The organism is Streptomyces cynarae (assembly GCF_025642135.1).
In the GTDB taxonomy this organism is placed as follows: domain Bacteria; phylum Actinomycetota; class Actinomycetes; order Streptomycetales; family Streptomycetaceae; genus Streptomyces; species Streptomyces cynarae.
Window position 1 is genome coordinate 113,404 of sequence record NZ_CP106793.1, and the last position, 23,272, is coordinate 136,675.

Annotated in this window: 23 protein-coding genes and 5 pseudogenes; 9 read left to right on the forward strand and 19 right to left on the reverse strand. The window is 69.3% G+C overall.

Annotation, left to right across the window (positions count from 1 at the left end; all coding sequences use genetic code 11):
* Positions 1-155: 155 nt before the first annotated feature.
* The gene (locus tag N8I84_RS00585) at positions 156-980 is read right to left on the reverse strand and encodes an amidohydrolase family protein (protein ID WP_263227327.1); all 825 of its coding nucleotides are present in this window, start codon (positions 978-980) and stop codon (positions 156-158) included.
* Between N8I84_RS00585 and N8I84_RS00590 the strand changes: the two genes are divergently transcribed.
* Entirely contained in the window at positions 979-1,113 is a 135-nt protein-coding gene (locus tag N8I84_RS00590) for a hypothetical protein (RefSeq protein WP_263227329.1), read from the forward strand. The two genes, N8I84_RS00585 and N8I84_RS00590, sit on opposite strands and share 2 nt — an antisense overlap.
* Positions 1,114-1,817: 704 nt before the next feature.
* Here the strand turns inward: N8I84_RS00590 and dmpG are convergent.
* From dmpG to N8I84_RS00610, 4 genes and pseudogenes are all read right to left on the reverse strand, one after another.
* Positions 1,818-2,837, reverse strand: a complete 1,020-nt coding sequence (dmpG, locus tag N8I84_RS00595; protein WP_263227331.1) for a 4-hydroxy-2-oxovalerate aldolase — start codon at positions 2,835-2,837, stop codon at positions 1,818-1,820.
* A 2-nt stretch (positions 2,838-2,839) separates the two neighbouring features.
* Positions 2,840-3,778, reverse strand: coding sequence for an acetaldehyde dehydrogenase (acetylating) (locus N8I84_RS00600; protein WP_263227332.1), 939 nt, complete (start codon positions 3,776-3,778; stop codon positions 2,840-2,842).
* Positions 3,775-4,608 (reverse strand): 2-keto-4-pentenoate hydratase, encoded by an 834-nt coding sequence (locus N8I84_RS00605; protein WP_263227334.1) that lies wholly within the window; start codon positions 4,606-4,608, stop codon positions 3,775-3,777. The genes N8I84_RS00600 and N8I84_RS00605 overlap by 4 nt, the downstream gene beginning before the upstream one ends.
* Before the next feature lie 791 nt (positions 4,609-5,399).
* A pseudogene (locus tag N8I84_RS00610) lies at positions 5,400-6,522 on the reverse strand (IS630 family transposase).
* 64 nt (positions 6,523-6,586) lie between these two features.
* Here N8I84_RS00610 and N8I84_RS00615 point away from each other — a divergent pair.
* Positions 6,587-6,841: pseudogene (locus N8I84_RS00615) on the forward strand (IS630 family transposase); the annotation flags it as partial.
* A 158-nt stretch (positions 6,842-6,999) separates the two neighbouring features.
* Here the strand turns inward: N8I84_RS00615 and N8I84_RS00620 are convergent.
* The 5 genes and pseudogenes from N8I84_RS00620 to N8I84_RS00640 all read right to left on the reverse strand — a co-directional run.
* Positions 7,000-7,122: pseudogene (locus N8I84_RS00620) on the reverse strand (NUDIX hydrolase); the annotation flags it as partial.
* The gene (locus N8I84_RS00625) at positions 7,091-8,608 is read right to left on the reverse strand and encodes a hypothetical protein (RefSeq protein ID WP_263227336.1); all 1,518 of its coding nucleotides are present in this window, start codon (positions 8,606-8,608) and stop codon (positions 7,091-7,093) included. The pseudogene N8I84_RS00620 and the gene N8I84_RS00625, both read right to left, overlap by 32 nt.
* A complete protein-coding gene (locus N8I84_RS00630) occupies positions 8,605-8,886 on the reverse strand; it encodes a hypothetical protein (RefSeq protein ID WP_263227338.1) in 282 nt (93 codons plus the stop codon). The genes N8I84_RS00625 and N8I84_RS00630 overlap by 4 nt, the downstream gene beginning before the upstream one ends.
* A 301-nt stretch (positions 8,887-9,187) precedes the next feature.
* The gene (locus N8I84_RS00635; RefSeq protein WP_263227340.1) at positions 9,188-9,751 is read right to left on the reverse strand and encodes a cysteine hydrolase family protein; all 564 of its coding nucleotides are present in this window, start codon (positions 9,749-9,751) and stop codon (positions 9,188-9,190) included.
* A 198-nt stretch (positions 9,752-9,949) separates the two neighbouring features.
* On the reverse strand, positions 9,950-10,117 hold the full coding sequence (locus N8I84_RS00640; RefSeq protein ID WP_263227341.1) for a hypothetical protein: 168 nt from the start codon (positions 10,115-10,117) through the stop codon (positions 9,950-9,952).
* 60 nt (positions 10,118-10,177) lie between these two features.
* Between N8I84_RS00640 and N8I84_RS00645 the strand changes: the two genes are divergently transcribed.
* The gene (locus N8I84_RS00645) at positions 10,178-10,669 is read left to right on the forward strand and encodes a peptidase inhibitor family I36 protein (protein ID WP_263227342.1); all 492 of its coding nucleotides are present in this window, start codon (positions 10,178-10,180) and stop codon (positions 10,667-10,669) included.
* Positions 10,670-10,803: 134 nt separating this feature from the next.
* On the opposite strand, the gene N8I84_RS00650 is transcribed toward N8I84_RS00645, so the two are convergent.
* The gene (locus tag N8I84_RS00650) at positions 10,804-11,655 is read right to left on the reverse strand and encodes a helix-turn-helix transcriptional regulator (protein WP_263227344.1); all 852 of its coding nucleotides are present in this window, start codon (positions 11,653-11,655) and stop codon (positions 10,804-10,806) included.
* Between the two features lie 87 nt (positions 11,656-11,742).
* Here N8I84_RS00650 and N8I84_RS00655 point away from each other — a divergent pair, with 87 nt between their 5' ends.
* The gene (locus N8I84_RS00655) at positions 11,743-12,543 is read left to right on the forward strand and encodes an SDR family NAD(P)-dependent oxidoreductase (RefSeq protein ID WP_263227346.1); all 801 of its coding nucleotides are present in this window, start codon (positions 11,743-11,745) and stop codon (positions 12,541-12,543) included.
* 123 nt (positions 12,544-12,666) lie between these two features.
* Here N8I84_RS00655 and N8I84_RS42960 read toward each other — a convergent pair.
* A pseudogene (locus N8I84_RS42960) lies at positions 12,667-12,978 on the reverse strand (transposase); the annotation flags it as partial.
* Positions 12,979-13,078: 100 nt separating this feature from the next.
* Between N8I84_RS42960 and N8I84_RS00665 the strand changes: the two are divergent.
* Positions 13,079-13,921: an IS5 family transposase gene (locus tag N8I84_RS00665; RefSeq protein ID WP_263227348.1), complete on the forward strand. Its 843-nt coding sequence runs from the start codon at positions 13,079-13,081 to the stop codon at positions 13,919-13,921.
* Positions 13,922-13,925: 4 nt separating this feature from the next.
* Here N8I84_RS00665 and N8I84_RS00670 read toward each other — a convergent pair whose 3' ends face one another.
* Positions 13,926-14,642 (reverse strand): SDR family oxidoreductase, encoded by a 717-nt coding sequence (locus tag N8I84_RS00670; protein ID WP_263227349.1) that lies wholly within the window; start codon positions 14,640-14,642, stop codon positions 13,926-13,928.
* Positions 14,643-14,713: 71 nt separating this feature from the next.
* Between N8I84_RS00670 and N8I84_RS00675 the strand changes: the two genes are divergently transcribed.
* Positions 14,714-15,529, forward strand: a complete 816-nt coding sequence (locus N8I84_RS00675; protein WP_263227351.1) for a helix-turn-helix transcriptional regulator — start codon at positions 14,714-14,716, stop codon at positions 15,527-15,529.
* Positions 15,530-15,576: 47 nt separating this feature from the next.
* Here the strand turns inward: N8I84_RS00675 and N8I84_RS00680 are convergent, their stop codons facing one another.
* The 3 genes from N8I84_RS00680 to N8I84_RS00695 form a co-directional block, all read right to left on the reverse strand.
* Positions 15,577-16,269, reverse strand: coding sequence for an IS110 family transposase (locus N8I84_RS00680; protein WP_263227352.1), 693 nt, complete (start codon positions 16,267-16,269; stop codon positions 15,577-15,579).
* 885 nt (positions 16,270-17,154) lie between these two features.
* On the reverse strand, positions 17,155-17,685 hold the full coding sequence (locus N8I84_RS00690) for an SRPBCC family protein (RefSeq protein ID WP_263227353.1): 531 nt from the start codon (positions 17,683-17,685) through the stop codon (positions 17,155-17,157).
* A gap of 60 nt (positions 17,686-17,745) precedes the next feature.
* The gene (locus N8I84_RS00695) at positions 17,746-18,777 is read right to left on the reverse strand and encodes a medium chain dehydrogenase/reductase family protein (protein ID WP_263227355.1); all 1,032 of its coding nucleotides are present in this window, start codon (positions 18,775-18,777) and stop codon (positions 17,746-17,748) included.
* A gap of 174 nt (positions 18,778-18,951) precedes the next feature.
* Between N8I84_RS00695 and N8I84_RS00700 the strand changes: the two genes are divergently transcribed.
* The gene (locus N8I84_RS00700; RefSeq protein WP_263227356.1) at positions 18,952-19,617 is read left to right on the forward strand and encodes a TetR/AcrR family transcriptional regulator; all 666 of its coding nucleotides are present in this window, start codon (positions 18,952-18,954) and stop codon (positions 19,615-19,617) included.
* Positions 19,618-19,802: 185 nt separating this feature from the next.
* A complete protein-coding gene (locus tag N8I84_RS00705) occupies positions 19,803-20,330 on the forward strand; it encodes a hypothetical protein (RefSeq protein WP_263227358.1) in 528 nt (175 codons plus the stop codon).
* Between the two features lie 11 nt (positions 20,331-20,341).
* Here the strand turns inward: N8I84_RS00705 and N8I84_RS00710 are convergent.
* The 3 genes and pseudogenes from N8I84_RS00710 to N8I84_RS00720 all read right to left on the reverse strand — a co-directional run.
* Positions 20,342-20,565, reverse strand: a pseudogene (locus tag N8I84_RS00710) (IS110 family transposase); the annotation flags it as partial.
* Between the two features lie 343 nt (positions 20,566-20,908).
* Positions 20,909-21,853, reverse strand: coding sequence for a non-homologous end joining protein Ku (gene ku / locus N8I84_RS00715; RefSeq protein ID WP_313884219.1), 945 nt, complete (start codon positions 21,851-21,853; stop codon positions 20,909-20,911).
* A 173-nt stretch (positions 21,854-22,026) separates the two neighbouring features.
* Positions 22,027-22,389: a hypothetical protein gene (locus N8I84_RS00720; protein ID WP_263227360.1), complete on the reverse strand. Its 363-nt coding sequence runs from the start codon at positions 22,387-22,389 to the stop codon at positions 22,027-22,029.
* Between the two features lie 88 nt (positions 22,390-22,477).
* Between N8I84_RS00720 and N8I84_RS00725 the strand changes: the two genes are divergently transcribed.
* On the forward strand, positions 22,478-22,741 hold the full coding sequence (locus N8I84_RS00725) for a DNA ligase-like domain-containing protein (protein ID WP_263227361.1): 264 nt from the start codon (positions 22,478-22,480) through the stop codon (positions 22,739-22,741).
* The last annotated feature ends 531 nt before the right edge of the window (positions 22,742-23,272 follow it).

Here is a 23,272-nt window from a genome sequence, read left to right on the forward strand (position 1 = left end):
ACTGCATGCGCTCCCCCGCACGATCCCCGTCGCCTACGGTGACGGTCTCCCCGGACGGGTTCGTGCCGCCGCTCCGACCCAGGCGGCCACCGCCATTGTCCGGACGAACTCGGTGAGCGGGCATACGCCGACCACGACCTCGCTGGACGGACGTCTCAACTCGCCTGCCGCCCAGAGCATCTGGAAACGCGCTCAGTCCCCTCTGTACCGAGTCCCAGCAGTCTGACTCCGGTCGAGCTCTTAATGGTGGTGACCTGTTCGGGGGTCAGGCCTGGGCAGCGTTCGATGAAGCCGACCGGGTCCGGGTCGCCCATGGGGTAGTCGCTGCCCAGGACGAGCCGGTCGGCCCCGACGCGGCCGACGAGCGCGCGGAGCACCTCGGGGTCGTAGACGCAGGTGTCGTAGTACAGGTCGCGCAGATACTCGCTCGGGCGGCGGGTGATGTTGCGGGCGCTGTCGGGCATGTTGTGGACGTTGCGGTCGAGGCGGCCGCAGTAGTGGGGCAGGTAGCCGCCGCCGTGGGAGACGACGATCTTCAGGGTCGGCAGGTGGTCGAGCAGGCCCTCGTAGATCATCGAAGACAGGGCGCGTGCCTCCTCGACAGTCTGGCCGACGGAGTTCCACAGCCCGTAGTCGAGGTACCAGGGGTCCGTGACCCCGTGCGGATACAGGAAGACGACCAGGCCGCGCTCGGCGATGGCCTCCCACACCGGCCACAGCGACGGGTGGCCGACGTAGGTGCCCCGGACGTTGGCGGGCATGTTGACCGCGCCGAGCCGGAGCGGGAACTCGCTCGGCTCCGGCTCGTCGCCGACACCCCAGCACTGCAGGCCGGGTCGGCGGCTGTGTTCTCCGGCTTCGAGCAGGTCCTCCGTCGCGTCGCCGCGACTCGCCTGCACGAGGCCGACGACGCCCGGCGCCCGGCGCCCGAGGCTCCTCGCCGCGGCCGCGGTCGCCGCATTCCGGGTCGGACTCGACATGTGGGTGGCCAGGGACGCCCGAGCGGACCTCGCCCAGCTCGTCCTCGACAACCTCGACGACCTCACCACCGGCATCCTCGCCCGGCCGACAGCAGGAACCGACGAGGACCCTCACACGACAAGGCCACGATGATCCCTGACTCTGACAGTCAACGGCGTCCGAATCCGAGGTGGCTCGCTCTCCAACACCCCTCCGTCTAACGATCTTGTATGTGGCGCGTTCGACAGCCTGTCGACGCGAAGATCGATGAGCGACTGGTACGAAATGAGCCCACGCATGGTTGACCCGGACGGCGGTCGGCGCGCAGGGAGCGGCAGGAACTCCCGCATCAGCCGCCGGCGCTCCGGCGACTGGGCAACGGATGAACCGCAGCGCCAGCGTGGAGCTCAGCCCCGGAACCTGCTCTGACGGCGCGGCATTGGGGCGCGATGGGCCTGCACGACGGCTTGACCTGCATCGAGAACGACCACGCGTCCCAACTTTGAACAGGCAGCTGCGAATTACGATTCGTCACGGACGACAGGCGGTCCAATCAAAATCAGATCTCAGGTAGTGCCGATCTGCACTCGACGAGCAGACCGCGTAGCCACCTATGACCTGGGTCACTTTCTCGCGCCGGGTCCCACCTCAGATGTTCGGCGATTCCGAATGGCGATCATGCCCGTCCAGGTGGCGAAGGACCGCAGCCGCGTCAGGCGCCGCGAGCTCGGTCAGCGGTGCCGGAGTTCCTGTCGACGTCCGGCGGGCCTTCTCCCGCGCCGACCGGTCTCCCTCCCTGTGCATGCAGGAGCGGCCGGTGCACCGTCGGCGCACCGGCCGCTCCTCGGCTCCGCGCGTCAGGAAGCGGTTTCCGCCCGCGCGGCCAGATCCAACGCGATGTCGGTGATCATGTCCTCCTGGCCGCCGACCATGCGCCGTCTACCGGCCTCCACGAGGATGCTGCGGGTGTCCAGGCCGTAGCGCGCGGCGGCGGTCTCGGCGTGGCGCAGGAAGCTGGAGTACACGCCCGCGTAGCCGAGGCTGAGCGTCTCGCGGTCCACCCGCACCTCGCGGTCCTGCAGCGGACGTACGCGATCGTCGGCGGCGTCCATCAGCGGGAACAGGTCGCAGGCGTGCTCCCAGCCCATCAGGTCGGCCACCGCGACGAAAGCCTCCAGGGGGCAGTTGCCCGCGCCTGCCCCCTGCCCGGCAAGCGAGGCGTCGACGCGGACAGCGCCGCTCTCGACGGCGACGACGGTGTTCGCCACGCCCAGGGCGAGGTTGTGATGGGCGTGGATGCCCAACTCCGTGGCCGGGTCGAGGACGTCACGGTAGGCGCGGAAGCGGTCGCGTACACCGTCCATGGTGAGCCGGCCGCCGGAGTCGGTGACGTAGACGCAAGTAGCGCCGTACGACTCCATGAGCCGTGCCTGGCGGGCGAGTTCGGCCGGTTCGGCCATGTGGGACATCATCAGGAAGCCGGCGACGTCCATCCCCAGCTCCCGCGCGGCGGCGATGTGCTGGGCGGAGATGTCGGCCTCGGTGCAGTGCGTGGCGACGCGCACCGAGCGGATGCCCAGGGAGTGCGCCTGCTTGAGGTCGTTGACCGTTCCGATGCCGGGCAGGAGAAGAGTCGTGGGGACGGCCCGGCGCACGGCGCCCACCACCGCCTCGATCCACTCCCAGTCCGTGTGGGCGCCGACGCCGTAGTTGATGCTGGAGCCGGCCAGACCGTCGCCGTGGGCGATCTCGATGGCGGTCACCCCGGCGGCGTCCAGGGCGGCGGCGATCGTACCGGCCTGGTCGACGCTGTAGCGGTGCCGGACGGCGTGCATGCCGTCCCGCAGGGTGACGTCTTGGACGTACAGGCGGGTCATCTTCAGGCCACCTCCGTGGCACGGTGTGCGGCCATGCGTTCCGCGGTGCGCAGCGCGGCCGAGGTCATGATGTCGAGGTTTCCTGCGTAGGCCGGGAGGTAGTCGGCGGCGCCCTCGACCTCCAGGAAGACCGAGACCTTGAGGACCTCGCCCGCACCGGGGGCGAGGGTGCGCAGCGGGTCGTCGGCCGCCACCTTCGCGAACTGCACCTTCTGCTTGAGCCGATAGCCGGGCACGTACTCCTGCACGCGCGCGACCATCTCCTCGACCGATGCCGCGACGGACTCGGTGGCGCAGTCGGAGACCAGGCAGTGCACGGTGTCCCGCATGATCAGCGGGGGTTCCGCCGGGTTGAGGATGATGATCGCCTTGCCGCGTCGGGCGCCGCCGACCCGCTCGATGGCGGAAGCGGTGGTCTCGGTGAACTCGTCGATGTTCGCCCGGGTGCCGGGGCCGGCGGAGCGGGAGGCGATGGAGGCGACGATCTCGCCGTAGTGCACGGGGGTGACGGAGTCGACCGCGGCGACGACCGGGATGGTGGCCTGGCCGCCGCAGGTGACCATGTTGACGTTCGGTGCGTCGATGTGGACGTCGCCGTTGACGGGCGGCACCACGTACGGGCCGATCGCGGCCGGAGTGAGGTCGACGAGGGTACGGCCGAGCGGGCGCAGTACGTCCTCGTGGTGCCGGTGTGCGCCGGCCGACGTGGCGTCGAAGACGATCTCGACATCTGCGAACTCGTCCAGCCGGACGAGTCCTTCGACGCCCTCGTGGGTCGTGGCCACCTTCAGGCGACGGGCGCGGGCCAGGCCGTCGGAGTCCCGGTCGATGCCGGCCATCGCCGCGATGTCCAGGGTCTCCGACAGCCGCAGCACCTTGATCATCAGGTCGGTGCCGATGTTGCCCGAGCCGATGACGGCGACCTTGGTTCGTGTACTCATGCTGCGTTCTCACTCGTGAACTCGACACCTACGGTGCCCAGGTGGCTGATGGATGCCTCGAACCGGTCGCCGGGGACGGCGGGAGCGACCGGCCCCAGGGCTCCGGTGAGCACCAGGTCTCCGGCGCGCAGCGGGTCGCCCCGCTCGGCCAGGGCGGAGGCGAGCCAGACGGCCGCGTTGAGCGGGCTGCCGAGACAGTCGGCACCGCTGCCCTCTGAGACGGTTTCGCCGTTCCGTGTCATGGTCATCGTCACGGCGCGCAGATCGACGCCGGTGAGCGACAGCGGGGTGCCGCCGAGGACATACAGGCCGCAGGAGGCGTTGTCGGCGACCGTGTCGACGAGGGTGATGTCCCACCCCTGTACCCGGCTGTCCACGATCTCCAGAGCGGGCAGTGCGAAGTCGACCGCGCGCAGCACATCCACCACTGTGCACTCGCGGTGCGGCAGATCGCGGCCCAGCACCAGCGCGACCTCGGCCTCCACCTTGGGCTGCAGCAACCGTCCGGGCGGCACCCGGCCGCCGTCGGCCACCGCCATATCGGCGAACAGCGCCCCGAAATCGGGCTGGTCCACGCCCAGTTGGCGTTGCACGGACACCGAAGTGAGGCCGATCTTGCGGCCCACGATCCGGCGGCCGACGGCCTGGGCGCGCCGGACGTTCAGCTGCTGCACGGCGTACGCGGTCTCCAGATCGCCGCCTTCGTCGAACAGCGTACGCACCGGCGGACAGGAGAGCCCGGTGCGGGCAGCCTCCGCCAGCAGGCCGGCTGCCTTTACCACCGCTGGTGGCACGGTGTCCGGGCTTGCGTTGTCGAGCCTGGTCGACACGGGTTACCTCCAGAGGGAAGCGGAAGCGGCGGTTGTACACCGGTTTAGACATCACCGCCGTGATGGGCCACTCCTTGTTCCGGGACGCGGAACACCATGGGCGGTGTCGGCGGCTGTCGCTGCCGATGTGGGGCCAGGCTGAGTGGCGGCAGTGGGGCCCTTCTCCCCTGCTCCGGCGGTTGCGCCACCCCCAGGCGGCCTCCGCTCGCCGTGCGAAAGGCAGCCCGGGCAACAAGCACGGACAGTGGTCCGCAACTCAACCGAGGTCAACGACGGCTTCGGCCACGGCGTGCCCTTTGCCATGACCGCGGAAAGCGTGGCCCAGGCCGGCCTCGCCGGCCTGCGGCCGGGCGAGACGATCTGCATCCCCGGCCTGGAGAACCAACCCCGCGGCCCTCAGCGCCCTCCTGGACGCCGAACCTGCTGACCGGCAACCGCCCGACCCCCGCCGGCCGCTACACCACCCCGCGCGCTAGTGCCGTGACCGCATAGGTTCACCGGCATGCCGGGTGGTCAGTCCTGAGGGCCTGGTCGCCTGCTGCCGCGTGTGGATAATGCCTCCCGTGACTTCAGACATAGCCCGCCCGAGATGGCGGTACGCGCTTCGAGGCTTCGCTGTCTTCTTCGTGGCCGGTGGGCTCGGCTCCTTCCTCTACGTGGCGACGACCCATCGTCCGGATGGGATGCCTTGGGGCGGGTTGCTGTTCGGGGCGATCGTGTGCGCTACGCTCAGCGCCCTGGTCCGAGGGCGGCGGCGACGCTGAGTCTGCTTGGCCGCTCGAACGAAGCCATCAAGCTGCGGCGGGAAGTGGGCGTCCTCCCCAGCGAATGCCCTTCTCGCTTTCGGATACGGGCGCGTTCCTTGCGTTCGGCGGCCAGGATGTCGCGGTGGCGAGCGTTGGCGTTGCGCCAGCGGAGGAAGGCGTGCAGGGCTCAGGTCTGAATGGGATGGTTGGGGTGGTTGGAGTTGACGATGGTGAACTGCCTCAGCGGTCCGAAGTGCGACTCGATCGGGTTCGCCCACGAGGCGTAGGTCGGAGTGAAACACAACTCGACCCGGTTCTTCTTCGCCCAGCTTCTGATGGTGTCGCCCTTGTGCGCGGACAGGTTGTCCAGGATCACGTAGAGCGGGGCGCCGTCGGGGCGTGCCGCGCGGATCGACCTGAGCGCGGCCAGCGTGTTCCCGGTGCCCTTCTTGCGCCGGTTGACGCCCCACAGGGTGTCGTCACCGACCGAGTAGCAACCGTGGAAGTACCTGACGCCGTGGGTGCGGTGGTAGGTCGCGGGATGCCGCTCGGGCCGGCTCTGCTCGGACCAGCACGACGCGCCCGTGGGCCGGATGCCGAGCGGGCCGAACTCGTCGAACGCGAACACCCGGTCCGGGAGGTGCTCCAGCCCGTACTCGATACGGTCGAGCTTGGCGTCGCGGTCGGGGTCCGGGGACTCCTTCCAGGTCTTGGTGCGTTGGAAGGTGATCTTGCGGCGGGCGAGCAGGCACCGTAACGCCTCACGGCCGATCCTGATCACGCGGCCGTGTACTTTCCGCAGGTAGGCGGCGAGTTTGCGAATGGACCAGCGGGTGAAGGGCTGGCCGAGCTTGGTCGGACGGGTGGTGGGCGTCTGGACGACGAAGTCCTCGTCGTCAGGACTGAGAAGGCGGGGACGGCCTCCCGCCCACCGAGGGTTCAAGCAGGCTAGACCGATCTCGTTGAACCGGTGGATCACGTCGCGGACGGTGTCCTCGTCGGCCTGCACCAGCTTCGCGATCACCGGGACCCGGTTCCCGCCGGCCGAGGCCAGCAGCATCATTGCGCGCCGGTAGCGCACCGAACTGGTGCTGCCCCGGCGCACGATCTGCTGCAGCTTCTGCCCCTCCTGGTCGGTCAACCTGCGCACACGGACAGGCTCAGCCACCACACCCCCAGCGGTCGGACGGACGTCACCGCACATTCAACCGCTGCAACCGCCAACCCGGCGAACCTATGCGGTCAGAGCAACCTCGTGGGCGAACCCGATCGAGGCGCACTTCGGACCGCTTCGGCAGTTCACCATCGCCAACTCCAGCCACCCCAACCACACGGTGCAGACCCTGGCCCTGCACGCCTACTTGCACTGGCGTAACGCCAACACCCGTCACCGCGATGTCCTGGCCGCCGAGCGCAAGGAACGCGCTCGCATCCGAAGCGAGAAAGGCATCCGCTGGGGTGGCCGACCGCTTTCAGTAGCGGCCTGACACCAGACGAACCTCTCATTTCCGCCAAGGACACCTGAGCCTTATGCCTGGGGTGTGACGTCCCAGCATCATATGGTCGGACCAGAGGCCCCTGGGCAGTGAGGCGCGCCCGGCGGCTCACAACAGCGTGGGCCGGGCCGGCGTCAGAGCCAGGCGAATCATGCTCCGTTTCGGTCCAGCGCATGCTTGATGCGCAGCCGACAGCGATCTCCCAGCGGCGGGAGCGCATTCAGGGGCAACCAGCCCACCTCAAGCGACTCGTCGTCGTTCACTCGCGCCTGGGGGCGGTCGGAGCCGGCCGGGCCGGCGACGACGCCGCACGCCCAGGGTCCCGGAGGCCACTTGGCGGGCAACGTCCAACGGAAGATCGGCCCGCTCGGCGATAACCCGCGCATCGTCGTGCCCGTCCGATCCATGCGCGGCGATCACGCGCATCTGCACCGTGGCGCGGGCGTGCCGTACCGCGTCCTCGAGCCCGGCGGCCACCACATCCCGGGAATCTGCGATGACCTGCTCGTCCCGGCGCAGGTAGTGCTGGTCCTGGACCGCCCTGGTGTTGTGGCGCGGCCGGCCGTGCAGAACCTGGGCGGTGTGCCGCAGCAGCCGGCCATTCAGTCCCGTCGGCAGATCGGGGAGCGCCTCGCGCGCCCAGGCGTCGATGGCGTCGCGCAGCCCGACCGTGGCGTTGCTGAACATCGGGTGCCGCGCACCGCGGGACCACAACAGCAGGTCGCTAGGTCGGCCGAGCAGGGCCAGGGTCTGGCGGGCCTGTTCGGTCATGGCGATGATCTGACGCATGGTCTCACCCGGGGAGTCCTCGCCCACGTCGACCAGGTTGCTGCTGGAGTGGCGCCGCCGTCCGCGCCGCGGTTTGTCGGTGTCTACCCGGTGGATGGCCGGGTGCGGGTCGTCGCCGTCGGCGTTCGGCCACTGGCTCGGCACCGTCAGCTTTTCCAGGACCGACAGATTCCAGCCCTCGTGGCAGATCAGCAGGACGGCGGCCGCGGCCTTCTCACTCACCGACGGGAACAGCTGGGTGACGGCCGGCTGCAGACTCCAGGCGCCCAGTCGGCGGCGGCATTCCACCTGCGCCCAGTTGCGGACGAACCCGCTCGGGACCCGTGGCAGGTCCCCGGTCCGGGCGAGGTGATCGAGCAACTCGCCCCACCGGGCATCCGGATGTCCGTCGAGTTCCCCGGCCCGCCAGCGTGCCACCAGCGCGAGATTGCCGCTGATCCGCCGCTCGGCGCGGCGCACTGTGTGCGCGGCCGCGCTGCGCACCCGCTTCATCTCGGCGCTCGACAGACTCTTCTTCGGCCGGGCCACCACTTGGCGGCGGCGCTTGGACATCTGGGCCACCACCGTTTGCGGCACCCCCGGTGCCTGCCGCAGCAGCACGCCCATGTGCTTCGCCCGGATGAACCCGCCCGGCGCCTCCGCCCAGCCCTTCCACACCTCGGGCGTGAGCTCGGACAGCGAGCCCACCGGCGGCTCGACGGCCGCCATGGACCGCAGAAAGTGCCGCACGCTGCGGTGATAGCTGGTGCAGCTCTGCGCACTGTCCCAGTGAGCCTTCGCTCGCCGAGCGAACGCGGCCGCCACCTCACGCCGCAGCGTCTGAGCCCCCGACAGCATGGAGCAGTCGTACGTGCCCAAGTCCTCGCCGCCCTGCCCCACCGGGCGCACCACCAGCCCGGACACGTCCACGATCTCGCGCCGCCGGTAGTCAGAGGGCGGCAGCGGCGCCCGCCTCCCCGTCGGACTCATGCGACATCCAAGATCAGACCAGTGCGGCGGGCCAGGTCGGCGAACAGCTCGCTGTTGGAGGGATTGTCCTCATCGTTGAGCAGACTCTCGATCTGCAGCCCGCGCACCGGCTCCAGATAGATCTCCCGCGTGGTCACCTCCGACCGGTGTCCCAGCAGATCCTTGACCATCGTCCACACCGTGCCGTAGGCGTCCTCGTAATCCCGGCGCTGCGCCGCCGTCAGACCGAGCCGCCGGTCCAGCGCGTGGTGCAGCGAGACCAAGACCCGCAAGGCCATGCTGTGCCGCAGCATCTTCGGCGTCGCGTACACCTTCAGCCCGGCGCGCTCACAGCGCTCACTGGCCCGCTCATGCCGTCGCGGTTCACCCGCTTGGAGGCCAGACCGAGGCATGAGGCCGGCGTGTGCTGGTGATCTCGTTTTCACCGGGCCGTGTTCCCGGTGCGGATCATTCGGCGCAGGCTGGTGCGGGCGGCGGTCAGAAGAAGGTCTGGCACCTCCTCCTCACCGACGAGGAGCATGACCCACTGTCCCCAAACCGAGAGATCGCGCGCAGGTGAGGACCCAGACGGCCTCCCCGCTATTGCGGTGCGATGGCTTTGATCCAGTCCTCGACGGCGAGGACGTCTGCCCACTGCGGGAACAGCTTTTCGGTGAGCATCCGGTGCACCTCGGGGTCGGTGTCGAGGCAAGCATCCGCCAGCACGGTGAGGCCGAAGTCCAGGTCGATGGCGTGCCACAGGGTGGACAGCACCACAGCGCTGGTGGCGATGCCGGTGAGAACAAGGCTGTCGATATCGCGAGCCCTGAGTACCAAGTCGAGGTCGCTGCCCGAGAACGCGCTCCCCCGCCTCTTGGTGACCACGACGTCGCCCTGCTGGGGAGCGACGTCGTCATGGATCTCGGTGCCAGGGGCCCCCTCGGTGAACAGGCCGGCCCGCACGGCGTTTGTCATCACCCTGTTGCGGGGGCTGACTTCTGGATCGCCCGGCCGTAACCCGAGCACCACGTAGATCACGGTGATACCTGCAGCCCGGGCACCGTCGATCGCCCTGCGCAAGCGCGGCAGATATCCGGAACCGTCATCGGCGATGGCCACGACGTCCCGTTGGACGTCCATCACCAGAAGTGCGCTGTTCGCCATACTTGCCGTCCCTTCTCCGTTGGGACAACTCTGGTGGATCAACCGAGCTGCGGTGGAGGTTTCGGAGATCCTCGCAGCGTCACGCCGCAGTGCCCCCACGGCCGGTGTCAGTTCTCATCGAGATTTTCTCGCCCTGCGGTCACCAAGTGCTGTCCAAACTCGGTGATAAGCGGTCTCGCCCGTCAGTTACGAAGCCAGTCAGCTGCCCGGCAGACCGCCCGCGCGCTCCGGCTGGACTCCGCGCACGCATCCGGGCCGCAACGCCCAGGCGCCCTGGCCGCGACGCCGCAGCTGGAGGCCGAGCTGGACGATGAGGTGCTCGGACGGACGGCGCCGTCGAGAGCCGGCCGGCGCCGACTTGCTCATCTGAATGAACATCGGCGGGAAGCGGAATGGCGAACCGTTCCGCCAGGACAGGCGCATGCCATGAGACTGCTGCCTCCACGACGGCCCCGCACCGGCAGGACTGCGCTGCTCGCCGCCGTCCCGGCCGTCCTGGCCGCATCACTGACCGGCCTCGCGCCCGCCCACGCCACAACCACTGCGGGCGCCCCCGCCGTGGCCCGGGACCAGATCACGTGCCCGCGCGGGTTCGTCTGCATCTACCCCGACATCAACTTCAACGGCCAGCCCTACGTCAAACGCGCCGTCGACGGGTCGGTGCGGCACCTGCCCGACTACATCCGCAGCAAGGGCAGCTCCATCATCAACAACAGCAGTCGCACCGCACGCGTCTACCAGAAAGGACAACTACTTCGGCCGGCACGTCTGCGTCGGACGCGAGGGCGGTACCATCAGCGACCTGCGTTCCTACCAGCTCAACGACACCACTCACAGCCTGCGCAACGACGACACCCCCTGCGGCGCCTCGTGACCGCCTTGAACGGGTCCATCCGACTCCCGGCCGCCCGCCGGTAGGCCCTCGAACTAGGGCGTGTGTCGAAAGTGGTTGCTCAGGGGCCGTGCCGTGCAGGGCAGGGCTCAGAAGTGCGCGGGCGATGCTGACCGGCGTCGGTCCACATCAGGGGACGTTGAAGTGCGGCCGGTGTGGCTCAGCGCGTGATGTCCATGCGCTGTGTGCCGATGACCGACAGCAGCCGTAGCGCCTCTTCGGAGGGCCAGCCTGGGACCGCGGTGTAGATCACGACCTGCTGGTCGCGGTCGGTGATGTCGAGGACGTCACAGTTGACGGTGACGGGGCCGACCAGCGGGTGCTGGAAGGTCTTGCACAGGGTGAGCTCGGCGGACACGTCGTGGGATTGCCACAGGCGGGTGAACTCTTCGCTTCCGTCGAGGAGTTCGGCTACCAGCTCGGCGACCTCTGGATCGTCGGGGTAGCGGGCGGCGGCGGCGCGCAGCCGCTGCGTCGAGATGCGGGCGAAGGCGTCCGCGTCCGACACTCCGTACAGCCGCTGCCCCTGCGTGTGCGGGCCAAGAAAGACACGGCGCACGAGGTTGCGGTCGCGTCGCGGCAGGGCGGAGAAGTCCTCCATCAGGGCTGCCGCCAACTCGTTCCAGGCCAGTACCTCGAAGGTCGCGGACGTTACGGTCGCCGCGGCCTGCGGCAGTCGGTGCAGCAGGTCGAGGATGCTCTGCCGTACCTGGCGCGAGGGCCCGGCCGACGGGAGCGGCGGTGTGCCGGCCAGGTGATGGAGATGGTCGCGCTCGGCGTCCGTCAGGCGCAGGGCCCGAGCCAGTCCGGCCAGCACCTCGTGCGACGGGTGCGGCGCCCGGGCCTGCTCCAGCCGTGTGTAGTACTCGGTCGAGACGTGCGCCAGCTGCGCCACCTCCTCACGGCGCAGGCCCGGGGTGCGGCGGCGCGGTCCGGCGGGCAGCCCCACCTCGGCAGGGGTGATCCGCTCGCGTCGGCTGCGCAGGAAGTCGGCCAGTTGTCGTCGGTCCACCTCTCCGGTGTGCGGGGGCGCCGGGCCTCAGATCCAGGTACCGCCGGTGCCTGGTTGCGCTTCGCGGACGGGCGCAGGCTTGGCGCCATGGACAACACACCTATCACCGGAACATCCAGCGCCCCGGCCGCCCTGGGCCTGCTGGCCAACAAGGTCGCCTTCATCACCAGTGCCGGACGCGGCATCGGAGCCGCCGCGGCTCGGCTCTTCGCCCGCGAGGGCGCCCGAGTGCTTCTCGCGGCCCGGACGGAGGACCATCTGAAGACGCCGCGGAGATCCGGGCGGCCGGCGGCACCGCGGAGTACGTGGGTGTGCGACCTGGCCGACGCGGCCGGCGTGCGCGCCGCCGTGGACCGTGCCGTGAACGTCTACGGCCGGCTCGACATCGCCTTCAACAACGGCGCGACGATCCAGCAGCCCGGCCCGATGCACCAGCTTCCGGAGGCCGACTTCGACCACATCTACGCCGTGAACCTCAAGGGCGTCTGGCTGGCCATGGTCGCCGAGATCGCCGCCATCCGAACCACCGCCGGGACCGGCGCCATCGTCAACAACTCATCTGTCGGCAGCCTGATGGGCAACCCCGAGCTGCCCGTTTACGGCGCGATGAAACGAGCGGTCAACAGCCTCACCGAGTCGGCTGCCGTCACCTACGGCCCGGAAGGCATCCGCGTCAACGCCATCGCCCCTGGCAACACGGCGACCGAGATGATAAGCACCTGGGAAAAGGGATCACCCGGTCTCCGAGAGCGGCTCACGGCGCACACTCCGCTGGGCCGCGCGGCCGACCCGCAGGAGATCGCGCAGGCCGCCGCCTGGCTGCTGAGCGACCGCTCCTCCTACGTGACCGGCACGGTCCTCCGGGTCGACGGCGGCGCGCGGGCCTGAGCCAGGGACGCCTCTATCCCTGTTCACAGCCACTCGTTGATCGCCGCTACGAGGACGGTCGCCTCGTAGCGGACCGCGCGCTTGATGCCCCTATGGATGTCAACGTGCTGATGCCGCAGCTCACTTGGCCAGGACGATGATGTAGAGCGCGGAGTTGGCCTGGCGGTCGCCGCCTCGGTTGAGCCTGCGTCGCTGGGTCTTGCCCGAGGATGCCTCCACCGGGCTGACGCCTCAGAGTGCGGCGAAGGATGCCTCGCTGCCCATCCGGTCCGGGTTGTCGCCGGCCGCTATCAGCAAGGCGGCGGCGGTATCCGGGCCGACGCCGTAGCGGTCCAGCAGCCGCGGTGCACAGACGGCGATTGCGCTGGTAATCCGCGCGGTGAGGTCGTTGATCTCCTCGGTGAGATGCTGGATTCGCCTGGCCAGCAGCCTAAGAGCTCGCGCAGATAGGCGGCGTGGGGAGCCCCTAGCGACAAGGCGGGCACAAGTCTCGGTGATCATGGAGTTGCGACGCTCGCTGATCACTGGGGGACCTGTGCCCGTGCTTCCATCATGGCGGACTGACCCGCTCTGGGACCAATTCGCGGCGCTGCTGCCCGAGCGCCCGACGGTCCATCCGTCCCACCCGCTGGGGTGCCACCGCCGCCGTATCAGCGACCGGATCGTGTTCGACAAGCTGCTGCAGCTCCTGCGGTTCGGCTGCTCCTACCAGGCGATCGCCGATACGACCTGCTCGGCGACCACCATGCGCAATCGCCGCGACGAGTGGATCCGGCTCGGCGTCTTCGCCCGGCTCCAGCAGATCGCGCTGGAGTCCTACGACCGGATCGTCGGGCTCGTGCTTGACCAGATCGCCGTCGACGGCTCCATCACCAAGGCCCCCGGCGGCGGGGAGGTCGCCGGGCGCTCCCCGGTCGACCGCGGCAAGCATGGCCTGAAACGCTCGGGTATGGCGGATGGTTACGGAATCCCGCTCGGCAGGGTCCTGGCCGGAGCGAACCGCCACGACTCGCCTCTGCTCGCGCTGACGCTGGACCTGCTGGACGGCCTCGGGCCGCTGCCCGAGGACATCACGGTGCACCTGGACGCCGGCTACGACTCGGACAGGACCCGCGCCGAACTCGCCGCCCGCGACCTGCACTGCCGCATCGCGCACAAGGGTGAGAAGGCGCCGATCCAGGCGAGCCAGCGATGGCACGTCGAGCGCACGCACGCCTGGCAGAACGCCTTCCGCCGCCTTGCCCGCTGCTACGAGCGCCGCGCGACCGTCGTCAACGCCTCCTTCGACCTCGCGGACACGATCATCACCGTCCGCAGCCTGATCCGCCGAGCCTGGACCACCCACCGCTGGGACGACCGCCCCATGCGACGCCCATGACTGATCACCAGGGCACGGGCGTTGCGTCCCAGGAGAAGAAGCCACCGGTGGGGCCGTCGTCCGGCAGCAAGGCCAGGCGCAGGGCGCCCTGGGCGGCCTCGGCCGGGTCGCCGCCGGCAGCGGCGGCCCCGGGGGTGAGATCGGTGGCCCGCAGGCCAGGGGCGAGTGCGTTGACCTTGAAGCCCTCCTCGGCCAGCGTCTGCGCGTAAAGGACGGTGAGGGCGTTGAGGGCGGCCTTGGAGGACCGGTAGGCGGCGGCACCACCGCTTCCCGGGGTGAACTGGGGGTTGGAGTGCGTGCTCCAGGCCAGCGACGCCGTGCCGCTGGAAACGTTGACTATGCGCGGGTGCGGCGACCGGCGCAGGGCGGGCAGGAAGGCATTGGTCACCGCCACCACCCCGAACACGTTGGTCTCGTAGGTGCGCCGGAACTCCTCGACGCCGGTTTCGGTCGGCGGGGCCAGGGAGAGTGAGATCCCGGCGTTGTTGACCAGCACGTCCAGGCGGTCCACCTGGGCCGCGGCCTTTGCGATGCCGTCGGGATCTGTCACGTCGAGGACCAGCGGGCGGGCGCCGGCGCCGATCTCCTCGACGGCCCGCTGCCCGCGACCGGCGTCGCGGGCGCCGACGTACACGGTGAGGCCCTCGGCGGCGAGCAGGCGGGCGATGTGTTTGCCGATGCCCTTGTTGGCACCGGTGACCAGAGCTGTGCGATCGTTCATGGCAACTACGGTTCCCTGGTCGTGGGTGCCCTGCCAGGGACAGCCTGTACCAGGCAGTGGGGGGAGGCGGCATGGCGCGGCAGGATCTGGCCCACTACCTGCGGGACCGCCGGGCGGGCCTGCGTCCGTACGAGGTCGGCCTGACGGCGACGGGAACCGCTCGCCGTACACCGGGCCTGCGCCGCGAAGAGGTGGCCGAACTCGCCCATATGTCGGTCGACTACTACACACGGCTGGAGCAGGCCCGGGGACCGCGGCCATCGGCCCGCATCCTGGACGCGCTGGCCCAGGCACTGCGGCTCACCCCGGCCGAGCGCAGCCACCTGTTCCGCCTCGCGGGATCGAGCGCGCCGCCCGGCACCAGCGCCGTGCGGCGGGTACGCCCGCACGTGGCACGGATGCTGGGGCGGCTGCCGGAGACCGGCGCCATTGTCACCGATGCGGCCTACGGCGTCATCGCCTGGAACCCCCTGGCCCAGGCACTGCTCGGCGGCGACCTCGCAAACGGGACGACGAACCTGGCCCGGCGCCGCTTCCTGGGCCAAGGACAGATGCGCGAGAGCTCCAGCACCGAGGAGTTCGGGCACATCGTGGTGGCGCGGCTGCGCCGGGCCGCCGACCGCTACCCGCACGACCCGCAGCTGACCGCCCTGCTGGCCGAACTGCACGCCAGCAGCGAGGAGTTCCGGCAGATCTGGGCAACACGTCCCATCCACGCCCCCGGGCACCGCACCAAGACCCTCCACCACCCCGAGACCGGCACACTGCGGTTGAATTGCGACGTTCTGCTCGTACCCGAGGACGACCAGGAAGTCGTCTTGATCACGGCCGACCCCGGATCGCCTACCGCACGAACCCTGCACAGGCTGGCCAGGCAGACGGCCTGAAGTAGAGGACTGGCGCGGCTCTCCCCAGCGGTCACAGAGCGTCGCAGCTACGTGATCACCGGGACCTGTGCCCGCCTTGTCGCCAGGGGTTCCCCACGCTGCCTATCTGCGCGTGCTCTAAGTGTGTGGCGGGCCGCCACGGCCGGGGCGGTGTCATCTGCGGCTTCCAGCTCGGAGCACTTCCGGATGAGTTTGGAATTGCTCAGGCCGGTCAGTGCCTCGCGTAGGGCGGGGTCGGCGGCGACCAGGACGGCCTTGAGCTGGTTGACCGCCTGCGAACGGGACTTGGTCGGGGAAACTTTGGCCATTTTGAACATGCGGATGGCCTCCACCGGGCCGTCGCCGGTCTTGGCGGTGGCGGTGGCACGTCCGGAGAGCACCGCCTGGGCAGCGGCTGCGGCGTCGATCGCGTCGGTCTTGCCGCGTCGCCGCCGGGTGTCCTTGTCCGGTTGGTTGACCTCGGTAACCGTGATTCCCTCGCGGTGCAGGTAGCGCGTCAGCGCCGCGCCGTAGGAGCCGGTGCACTCCACGCCGGCCCGCTGCAGGCGGCCGAAGGCGGATGCCCAGGCCAGCAGTTGTCGGTAGCCGTCCTCGGTGGTCGGAAAGCTGCGGGTATCCAGCAGGGATCCGGTCATAGTGATCACTGCGGCCACGTGGATGTCCTTGTGGGTATCCACGCCGAGCACGACGTCCTCGAGAGGTCCGGGCGTTTGGTGGCGGGGACGGGTGGTCTCGGTCATGCTGGGCACGGTTACCTGTCTCCTGATCGCTTCGGGAACACTGGTGGCCAACACCGGGCCAGGTGTGGCAGTCAGGACTGTGACGGTGCTTGTCGCGAAGGCCCCTATCGGGACACGCCCACCGGTCCGGCGGCAGACCGCACCGCCCCGAACGACGGTCGGCAGATCAAACTCAGGGCATCAGAGCCAGTCGTACCTCGGGCCAGACCGCCGCCCGAGGCGGCACCCGATCATCTTCACAGTCGTACCTTGTTCCCACAGCTCGGTGCCTTTTGAGTCGATTGATGCCGCACTCAACCGCGTGCCGAGCTTTGTAGTCCTCCCGGTCGAACTTCGGCGGACGGCCGCCGCAGGAGCCGAGTTTTTTGCGGTTGCGGATGTGATCGGCCTTGTCCGGGATGGTGCAGTGGATCCGCGTCTGCGCAGGTAGGCGCGGTTCTTACGGGAGGCGTAGGCCTCGTCGGCGCGCACCCGCGTGGGCCGGGTGCGTGGCCTGCCCGACCCCAGTCGGGGCACCCTGATGCGCCCCAGGACGACCTCGAACTACGGAGAGTCGCCGCGCTGCCCGGCGGTGATCACGATGGACATGGGCTTCTGGCCCTGCTCGACGCCCAGGTGCAGCTTGGTGGTCAGGCCGCCGCGCGAGCGCCCAAGGCCGTGGTCGCCCGGCTCGGTGGAGACGCCGCCGGGCGGCTCCTTCTGCAGGTCCCCCTTTTTCGTGCCCCAGCGGCATGCTGGTGGGCACGGACGATGGTGGAGTCAACGTTGATCTCCCAGGTGATCAAGTCCTTGGCATCGGCCCGGACCTGCAGGGCTGTGAAGATCCGCTGCCAGGTGCCGTTGCGCTGCCACCGACGGAACAGGTCGTACACCCGGCGAGCGCTTTCAGTTCTCAGCTGTGGCCTTGAGGTTGTGGAGCCAGGCGTCGAGGGACGCATCGAGTGCCGCCTGCAGGTTTGCGGTGTCGGACTCGACGGGAGCGCCGGACCAGGACTCCTCGGTGTGGACGTGTACTCCGTCGCGTTCCTGGCGGAAGGTCCATACGTGTACGGCGGTGATGCCCTGGGCGGGGCCGCCCCAGACGATGCGGTGCCCGGGACGGGCCTGCTTCACGGTTGAGGTGATGTTCTGCAGGCCGTTGACCGACCACACGAACACGGAGCCCTTCCGCAGTGGACCGGGGGTCTGCTTGGCGGCCTCGGTGACGTCGGGCTGCCAGGTGGGCCAGGCGTCCACGTCGGTCTGGATGTTCCAGACGCGTATCAGCGGTGCATGGATCACGATGTCGTCGCGGGTGATCACGGGGGCGTCCGGGTCGATGCCCGGCGGCTGATGGGGAGCCGCGGCCTGTCCTGATAGCGCGATCAGGAGGGCGGTGGGTACGGCTGCAGCTTTTGTGAGCAGGGTGGCGAGCATGGGGTTCTCCGTCTGTGCGCGGTGGTGGGTCCGGGGCGTTGGGTGCGGGGGTGAGCGTGATTACGGGACGAGGACGACCTTGCCGCTGACCGTGCCGGATTCGGCCAGGCGCAGGGCCTCGGCGATGCGGTTGAGGGGCAGTTGGGCGGCGATGGCCGGGGTGATGTCACCGCGGTGCAGGGCGGTGAAGACCTCGGTGAGGTCGGCGCGCAGCCGGGCGCGGAACCGGTTCCTGAACAGGGCCTTGCCCGCCCAGACGTTGAAGAAGTAGGCGCGGCGGCGGCTGGGAAGGGCGTTCCACAGCCACACGCGGCCCAGGAGTTTGAGGACGGGCCACTGCTTGGAGCCCTCATCGTCGCGGGTGGAGGCGCTGCCGTAGGAGACGAGCGTGCCGCCGGGGGCGAGGAGGCGCCAGGAGTCGATGATGCTGCGGCCGCCGATGTGGTCGAAGACGGCGTCCACGCCGCCCGGGGCGAGTTCACGGACGCGGGCGGGGATGTTTTCGGTGCGGTAGTCGATCGGTGTCACTCCCGCTTCGCGCAGGGCGGCGTGGTGGCGCGCGGAGGCGGTACCGATCACCTGGACGCCCGCGGCGTGGGCGAGCTGGACCAGAACCGAGCCGACTCCCCCGTTGGCGCCGTGCACCAGGACCGTCTGCCCGGCGCGTACGCGGGCCTTGCGGTGCAGCATCTGCCAGGCCGTGATGCCGTTGATCACCACGGTCTCCGCCTGCGCCGCACCGATCCCGTCCGGGACCGGCACCAGGTCAGCGGCGTCGACGACCACGTGAGTGGCCCATCCCCCGACCTTGAGCAGTGCGGCCACCCGGGTGCCGGCGAGGCCCGACGGGACGCCGTCGCCGGTCGCCATGACGGTGCCGACCAGGTCGTAGCCGGGGACGAACGGGAAGTGCGGCTGGTCGTAGTAACGGCCGCGGCGCATCTGCTGCTCGGCGAAGGACACACCGGTCGCCTCCATGCGAACCACGACCTGGCCCGGACCGGCTGCAGGAACGGCCCCTTGCCGCAGCTGCAGCCCCTCCGGCTCGACCTTGCCCGGCAGCACGACCTCGACCATTGCTCCAGCGTTCATGACGACCTCCATCGACCCAACCAGCGCAGTTAGTGACTGGCGCTTTCGTTAGAAGTTATAACTCGCCGATGGAGTGACGGTCAAGAGCGTTCGTAATAGGGTCTAACTGAGAGCACGCGTCGAGCTCGCCCGGATCCCCAGGAGCCGGTGATCACATGCGAAAGGGATGAGCACATGACAGTCGCTGGCAAGGAGACACCCCGCGAGCGCTACCGAGCCCAGGTCAGGGCGGAGATCAAGGAGCGCGCCTGGGAGCAGATCGCCGCCGCCGGGGCACCGGGGCTGTCCCTGAACGCCATCGCCAAGCAGATGGGCATGAGCGGCCCCGCGCTCTACCGGTACTTCGCCAGCCGGGACGAGCTGATCACCGAACTGATCCGCGACGCCTACCGCAGCCTCGCCGACACCATCCGCACCACCGCCGCGTCAGGCGCCGATCTGGCCGGCCTCGGGCACGCACTGCGTACCTGGGCACTGGACGACCCCCAGCGCTACTTCCTCATCTACGGCACACCGGTCCCCGGCTACCACGCACCCGACGACGTCACCGCGATCGCATCCGAGATCATGCAAGCTCTCCTCGACACCGCCCAGCCGAACGGCAACGCCGTGGTCACCGTGGACGACGGCCACCCCGACACCCATTTGGAAGCCCACCTCGCCCAGCACCGGCAATGGGCGGCCGACCACCCCGCGCCCCCGGCCGCCCTGCGCCGCGCCCTGCTCTTCTGGACCCGCCTGCACGGCGTCCTGTCCCTGGAACTGGCAGGCCACTTCGCCGGCATGGGTCTCGACCCCGCCGAGCTGTACGAAAACGAACTGGCGCACCTGACGCGCTAGTGCTGTGACCGCGTAGACACCTCTGGCGTCCAACTCGTCAATCCGAGCAGCTGTGGGCGCCGGGGAATCGAAACAGATCGGCTTGCCGTCTTGGCTTGCGTGCGCATCTCGAGTCACGCAAGAGTGCGGTTGACGCGGAGCTTGGAGCTCACGGCGTCGGGACGGGGGACAGATAGGTGTGTGGGATGGATCTGGCCGCCAAGGAGTCGGCGATCGCCCGCTTTCTCCACGAGTACCCGCGGGCAGCCGATGCCGGCCATGAGCATCCTGCCCTCCACGGGTGTGAGGAGGTCCGCTGGTCCGAGTTTCCGGGGTGTCCCGCCGCGATCCCGGTACTGCTGCATGCCCTTCTCGATCGGGCTGCCGCGGCCGAGGCTCAGCGCGTGCTCACCAACGCCCTGTTCAGCATCGCCGAGATGAACGCGGGCATGCCGGAAGTCCTGCCGTTTCTGCTTCGCCTCGCAGGCGACCCGCAGGCTCCCGAACGGTCGGGGTTGCTGGAACGTCTGGTCCTAGTCGCCGAGTTCTCCGAGCCGATTGAGGTCGGCAACGAGGCCATGATGCTGTGGTTCGGCAGCGAAAGCGATCACCCTGAGCGTGAGCAGTGCAGGGCTGTGTTCGCGGAATACGCGAGTGTGGTGGCGATGCTGCCGGAGGGCCTGATCAACGCTGCCGATCAGGCGAAGCTCCGGCAGGCCGCCGGTCTCGTGTGAGGTTTCCGCATTCAGGCCACCTGCGCGACCGCAGAGGCTGAGAGTGGAAAGGCCACCGCCTCAGCGAAGCGGCGGCCGTGCTGAAGGCAGTGGTAGAGCTGGCCGAGCATGCGGTTGAAGAGGTTGGCGCCGGGCAGCCGCATGCCAGTCCCCGTGGTCGTCGCGACGGCGCCGATAATGGGCCTTGGCGCCGGATCAGGCGCTGATTCGCGGAGAAGGCCCAGAGGTAACCGGCTGGCTTCCTCCGGCGCCGCGTCCCCGGGCTATTGGCCCACCGGAGTCGTCGTGGCCAGCTTCCACCCGGTTCCGGAACACTCGTGCGGCACCGGCGGAAACCGATCCCCCTGCACATCCGTGGACCAGCTATGCCCGCAGGCGGTGTCGCACTCGTACATGCCGGTTTCGGGCACCACCTCGCCGGGACGGTACACCATGTCGTTGTTCATACCCGACGTATAAGCCCGGGTCGTCAAGCCCACCACTGGGCATCGTTGCCGCTTGCCCACCCAAGGGCCGCTGCCGCGGTGGAAGGAGACGGCGAGTGGCCTGTCCTCCCGCTCTGGTTCCGCGCCGGCCCGCTACGCGGCCGTCTTCTTCCGGCGGCGCCCGGCCCGGGCAAGGGCATCGACCAGGTCATCATGGCTCATCTTCGACCGGCCAGAGATGCCCTCCTCACTGGCGCGCTGATACAACTCCGTCTTGCTCAGCTGCCGCAACTCACGCTTCCCCGGGCCCCGCCCCCGTGCCGTGGCGGACGTGCTCGCCTGCTCGCGCTGGGCCGTCCTGGCCGTGGTCTTCTTCTTCGGTCTCCCCGCGGCCTTCTGCACCGGCTTCCGGGTCGTACTCTTCTTGTCCCTCCGCTCGCCCGGTGCCTTGTCTCTCGAGGTGCGGGTCTGTTCGACGCTGCGCTGCAGGGCTTCCATCAGGTCGGTGACGTTGGTGGCCTGCGGCGGGGCTTCCTCGCTGACGATCTCCTTGCCCTTGGTCTTGGCGTCGACCAGCTCCTTGACCTTCTCTTCGTAGGTGTCGTGGTAGTCCTTGGGGTTCCAGTCGATGGACAGTGCGCCGATCAGCTGGCGGGCGGTGTCCAGCTCCCTGCCCTGGGCGTCGCCGCGGCCGGGCAGCACCGGCAGCTCCTGGTGCGGGTCGCGGACCTCGTCGGCCCAGTGCAGCGTGTGGAGCACCAGCACCTCTTCCTGCGCGCGCAGGGCGACCAGGTACTGCTTGCCGCGCATCACGAACGTGGCGACGCCAGTCTTGTTTTCCTTCTCCAGCGCGGCCCGCAGCAGCGCGTAGACCTTGGTGTACTCCTCGCCCTTGGGTGCGAGGTAGTAGATCTTGTCGAAGTACACCGGCTCGACCTGCTCGAGGTCGACGAAGCCGCTGATCTCGATGACCTGGGACTTGCCCGGCGCAATGTCGTCCAGCTCGTCGGGTTCGACGATCACGTAGTCGCCGCCGCCCAGGTCGTAGCCCTTGACGATGTTCTCGTAGTCCACCTCCTTGCCCGTTCTCTCGTTCACCCGCTGGTAGCGGACGCGGGTCGGAGGTGCCGCGCTGCAGCTGGTGGAAGTGGACCGTGTGGTCCTCCGTGGCGGTGAACAGCTGGACCGGCACCGTGACCAGCCCGAAGGTGAGCACCCCGCTCCAGATCGCTCGCGCCATCGCTCATCCCTGCCCTTTCATTTCGTTTGCCTCAGGCTTTGTGCTGTGTCTGTTCGGCGAGCTTGCGGGCGTGGGCGGCGGTGTCCTTGGACCGGCGCCGGGCCCCGCGGACGGCCCGGTCAGCGACCCGGGTGTGGTCGCGGGCCTTCCGGGCGGCCTTCCGGGCCCGTTGCCTCTCGCGTTCGGCGTCCTGAAGCTGCCGGGACAGGTCGGTGACGCGCTGCTCGGCCTGCTGCTGCTCTTCCTCCGCCCGGTGCTGCTTCTCTTCCACGGTGGCCAGCTCCGCTTCCCGGTCGTGGAGCTCCTGCTCGGCGTCCGCGGCCTGCTGACGGGCCCGCTCCAGGCGCTCCTGCTGCTCACGGCGACGTGCGCGCGCCGCATCCAGATCGGCCACCTCGCCGACGGGTTCGGTGCGGCGCGCAGCTGCGGGCGGTGCGGACTGTCGGGAGAGAGTGGGGAAGCCGGCCGGGGCGGCCAGCGGCTTGGTCAGACGGCCCTTCGCCCACTGCTGGGCCGCCTGGGGCGCCCGGACCGCTGCCGAGTGGCCGACTCACTTCGTCGCCTTCGATCTGCTGCGGCTGTCCGGGACCGACCAGCCGTGGTCGGGGCTGCGCGCGGTGCGGCTGGAGGCGTGGTCGGCCTCGTGGTCGGGGTTCGTGGTCGCCCCGACCGTGATGGCTCGGCCGATGTTCGGCAGTGGCGTCCGGGCGGGTGTTTTTCCCTCGCGTACGCGGGCGCAGCCCTAGCGGTGCGCGCTCAACTTGCCTGTTTCCAGGGGGTATTGATCTGTCATGTTCTGTCCGCCGACCCAAGGCGAACGAGCGAGAGGTGATCTCATGCGACAAACCGAGTACGAGCGAGCCAGGCCGCCAAGCGCCTGGAGGTGCCCGCGGCCGCGTCCGATGGGCGCGGCACATCGGGCTCATCACGGCCCCGGACGCCACCTCCTGGCATTGGTCAGGGGCCACTGACGACGCCCACGATGGCGAGGCTGCCGAGTCAAGACCAAAGACCGGCGAAGAGGAGAGCGCTGATTGAGTCGCCCCATGCCCGCCCTCACCGGCTTCGGCAGGGGACTCGCGGGCGCCATATTAGGAGTCGTGTCGTCTCCGCGGGCCGCCGCTCCGACGCCTCACCTCGCTCACACCGACGTGATGTGTGTCGCCGTACGCGCGGCCGAGGTCCTCTTGAGCCATCGATGCCCCACATGCGGTATCGCAGCCGCCCACCCGGGTACCCGAATCAGAAAAAATCGGGAGGAATCACCGTGGAGGTGA